Genomic DNA, 4261 nt, shown 5'->3' with positions numbered 1-4261 from the left:
CCCCGGCTCCCGCTCCGGCCCCGGAGCGGCGGGTCCCGGACCATGTCTCCCCGGAGGACGACACCTGGGCGGACGACGACCCCGACCTGGTCGAGTCGGCCCTGTCCGGCCACGATCTGATCGTCCGCGAACTCGGCGCCACGATCGTCGAGGAATACAACAACGAACCCTGACCGCGGGGGCGTCTTAGCCCGCCGGGCACGGCCGGTTTTGTTCCTGCCCCACAGTGCGCCTCCGGCGTTGCTGAGCTCGGCCGTTTCTGCCTCTGTCCCGCCCACCCGCCCGTTTACCCGGCGGTGCGCCTCCGACGTAGGGGGCTCGGTGGGTTCGGTCCCTGTCCCGCCGCTGCGCGGCGGATGTTCCCCGCCCACCCGCCCGTTTACCCCGCAGCGCGCCTGCGGCGTAGGGGCGTCTGCGTCTGCCGTGCGGCCGGTTCTGCTTCTGTCCCGCCGCTGCGCGGCGGATGTTCCCCGCCCGCCCACCCGTTTACCCCGCAGCGCGCCCCCGACGTATGGGCAATGACGCCGCCCCGCCCCGTCCCCACGTGGAGGCGCCACGGGGCAATCGGGTGGGTGGGCGGGAGAGATTCGCCGCGCAGCGGCGGCTAGTCAGGGTGCGGCCCGCAGACGAAGGCAGGGCACCCGCAGCCACGGGAAGCGAATTGGACCCCGGGTTCTGGAGGAACGTACAACCGGCGGAGGCCCTGGACCTGGGGCTCCCGTACGAACGCACTGGCCCGCGCCAGCTAGGCTGACGCCCGTGAAGGTCCTCGTCATCGGCAGTGGTGCCCGCGAACACGCCCTGTGCCGCTCTCTGTCCCTCGACCCCGACGTCTCCGCCCTGTACTGCGCCCCCGGCAACGCCGGCATCGCGGACGTGGCCGAGCTGCACCCGGTCGACGCCCTCGACGGCAGCGCGGTGGCCGCCCTCGCCACCACCCTCGGCGCCGGTCTTGTGATCGTGGGCCCGGAGGCGCCCCTGGTCGCCGGAGTCGCCGACGCCGTACGCGCCGCCGGAATCCCCTGCTTCGGTCCCTCCGAGGAGGCCGCCGAGCTGGAGGGTTCCAAGGCCTTCGCCAAGGACGTGATGGCGGGCGCGAACGTTCCCACCGCCCGGTCGTACGTCTGCACGACCCCCGACGAGGTCGACGAAGCCCTCGACGCCTTCGGAGCGCCGTACGTCGTCAAGGACGACGGGCTCGCCGCCGGCAAGGGCGTCGTCGTGACGGACGACGTCGAGGCCGCCCGCACCCACGCCCTCGCCTGCGACCGCGTCGTCATCGAGGAGTTCCTCGACGGCCCCGAAGTCTCCCTCTTCGCCATCACGGACGGCGTCACCGTCGTACCGCTCCAGCCCGCGCAGGACTTCAAGCGCGCGCTCGACGGGGACGAAGGGCCGAACACGGGCGGCATGGGCGCCTACTCGCCCCTCCCCTGGGCCGACCCGAAGCTGGTCGACGAGGTCATGCAGAGCGTGCTGCAGCCGACCGTCGACGAGCTGCGGCGACGCGGCACCCCGTTCTCGGGGCTGCTGTACGCGGGCCTCGCGATCACCAGCCGCGGCGTACGCGTCATCGAGTTCAACGCCCGCTTCGGGGACCCGGAGACGCAGGTCGTCCTCGCCCGCCTGAAGACCCCGCTCGCCGGAGTCCTGCTGGCCGCCGCGAACGGCACCCTCGTCGACCTCCCGCCGCTGCGCTGGAGCGACGACGCCGCGGTGACCGTGGTCATCGCCTCGCACAACTACCCGGAGACCCCGCGCACCGGCGACCCCATCGAGGGCCTTGGCGATGTCGCGGCACAGGATGCCCCGGACGCGTACGTCCTGCACGCGGGGACGAAGCGCGACGGCGACGCCGTGGTCAGCGCGGGCGGCCGTGTGCTCTCCGTGACGGCGACCGGCACGGACCTGACCGCGGCGCGCGAGCGCGCGTACGCGGCGCTGTCCCGCATCCGCCTCGACGGCTCCCAGCACCGCACGGACATCGCGGCGAAGGCGGCGGCAGAGGCGTAGTCAAAGGTCGCCCACGCGCCCCACGCGCCACCCACCAACGGCTCACAGGCCCCGGATCTGACACTGGATCCGGGGCCTGACCGTCATATACCTCTGCCCAAAGCCATTCGATCGAGTGACCGCTGGCCCATCCGGCTGACGATGCCCGGCGCCCCAACTAGGGTGCGGCGCAAGCGGTTCAGGCGCCCAGAGCCAAACAGACCACCGGCATTGCGATGTCAGTGGCGGGTGCCACAGTGGGGGAGTGAGCAAATCCATCGGCGGCTGCCGTCCGCCCGTCGTCCCGGCCCCCGGCCGGGCAGCAGGCGGCACAGGCAGCAGGGGGTGACATCGGTCGTGTCAGGTACGGGTGTGGAGGTGGGCGTGCAGTCCGCGCGTTCCCAGGCGCTCGCCGTGCTGCGCATCCGCAGCAGGGCGCTGGCCGTCGCACTGCTGCCCGCGGCCGTCGCCGTCGTGCTGATCGCCGGCGGGGCCACGGGCCATATGACCGGCGGGAGTTGGGACGCCGTGCGTGGCGTCGTGATCGCCGTAGCCGTCGTCGTCCTGCTCGCCGCCGCGGGCATCGCGCTCGTGGTCGCGCGGTCCAGGCCCGCCGTCAGCCCGACCGTCCCGATCGCCGAGGGCTCGGCCCCCGATCTGTATCGCATGGTGCGGGACCTCGCCGACCGCCTGGACGTGCCCGCTCCCTCGGCGATAGCGCTCACCCCGGACTGCGACAGCTGGCTCGAGGACCGCACGCACCCGGCGCACGGCCCGCCCGCGGAGGCCACCGGCCCGGCGCAGGACAAGGACGAGGCCAACGGCGTACGTGACAGTCGCCCTGCCCCGCGCCGCCAGGCCCCCGTGGCTCCGGTGCTCGTCATCGGCTCCCCGTTCCTGTGGTGGATGCGGGTCGGCGAGCTCCGCGCGGTGCTCGCCCCGGTCGTTGCGGGCACAGGTCCCTCGGCGCATCCCGACATAGCCGCGGCCCGGCGCTTCATCCGCGGGCTCGACGCCGCGGTCGCGGTCACCTCCGCACCGGGGCGAGGTCCGCTCGTGCGCGCGGTCCTGGGCGGCGCCGGATGGGTCACGCGGCTGCTGCTGCGCAGCTGCCGGGGGCATGCCGGTGAGATGGAGCGCGGGGTCGCGGCAGCCGCCGCCGAGCGCGCTCAGGCCGTGGACTACGGCGTGCGGATCGTCGCCCAGGAGCAGGTGGGCCTGGCGTACGCAGGGTGGGACCGCCTCCTGACCAAGGTCGCGCTGCCCGCCTGGCGGATGGGCCGCTGGCCGTCGCGCCTTGACGCGGGCGTCGTCTCCGCCCTCACCGAGCTCTCCCGCAGGGACCGTCTGGCCGAGGGCTTCACGTCCCGCCTGGGCGAGCGCCCCGCCTGTGACCTCCTGGAGGAGCCGGGCTCGGTGGACGAGGCGGCTTCGCTGCTCGCCGCCCGCCTCTTCCATGGTGGCCCCGCCGAGCAGGGCCCGGACTGGGCTCCGGTGGCGTGGCAGGAGTATCCGGACGAGGTCGTCGACCGCAAGTGGCGCATGGACGCGGCCCGCCTCCACCGGGTCCTGGACTCCCTGGGCGTCAGCCACTCCGCCGACCCGACGGCACCCGACTCCAAGAGGCCGACGCTGGGCCGCGTACTGGACCATCTGACGGCGGAGGGCGACGGGACGAACCCCGCCGAGCCCACCGCGGCCACGGCCGCGGTGGACGCCGAAGCCGACCCGGAACACGTCCCGGCCCAGGCCCACCCCCTGGACCTCATCCCCGACGGCGAAGACTTCCCCGACGTCGAAGAATCCACCGACGGCCCCGGCGGACTCCTGGCCGCAGGCCTCACGGCGGAGCTCGCCCGCGAGGAAGCCGCTGCCCCGCCCCGCCCCGCGCCCACGGGACAGGGCCCTGACGACGCGCTCTGGGACGACGGCATGCTGCCGCTGTTCCCGCTCCAGCCGCCGCGCACGGGACGGGAGTTGCTGGCCGATCACGTCACGGCGCTGGTCTGCTGCGCGGCCGTGGACACGGCGGGCGCGGCCCCCGGCCTCGACTGGCTGGACGGCCCGTCCCTCCTGATCGACGGCGAGCGCGCGGCGGACCTCTCGCCGCACGTCCTGAGCCTCGTGGAGGACGGCGACCCCATCCCGCTGCGCGGCTGGCTGGCCCGCCTGGGCGTCCGCCCAGAAAAACCGGTCCGCCTGGTCTAACCCAAGCCCGCCCCCCCCGGGCCGCTTGGCCAAAGCCCGTCCTCGGCCCCCCGGCCCGCGC

Annotated in this window: 2 protein-coding genes and 1 pseudogene; all 3 read left to right on the top strand. The window is 74.3% G+C overall.

Annotated features, from left to right (window positions below; all coding sequences use genetic code 11):
- A pseudogene (locus tag ABD378_RS28965) lies at positions 1 to 173 on the top strand (DNA polymerase III subunit gamma/tau); the annotation flags it as partial.
- Between the two features lie 586 nt (positions 174 to 759).
- Positions 760 to 2013 carry a phosphoribosylamine--glycine ligase gene (purD, locus tag ABD378_RS28960; protein ID WP_344525426.1) on the top strand — a complete coding sequence of 418 codons (1254 nt, stop codon included), beginning with the start codon at positions 760 to 762 and terminating at the stop codon, positions 2011 to 2013.
- A 336-nt stretch (positions 2014 to 2349) separates the two neighbouring features.
- Complete coding sequence (locus ABD378_RS28955; RefSeq protein WP_344525424.1) at positions 2350 to 4200, top strand: hypothetical protein; 1851 nt, start codon at positions 2350 to 2352, stop codon at positions 4198 to 4200.
- Positions 4201 to 4261: the final 61 nt, after the last annotated feature.

The sequence above is a fragment of the Streptomyces rectiviolaceus genome, assembly GCF_039533825.1.
Classification (GTDB): domain Bacteria; phylum Actinomycetota; class Actinomycetes; order Streptomycetales; family Streptomycetaceae; genus Streptomyces; species Streptomyces rectiviolaceus.
Note: the sequence above shows the minus strand (reverse complement) of the source record. Positions and strands in the feature narration are given on the sequence as shown.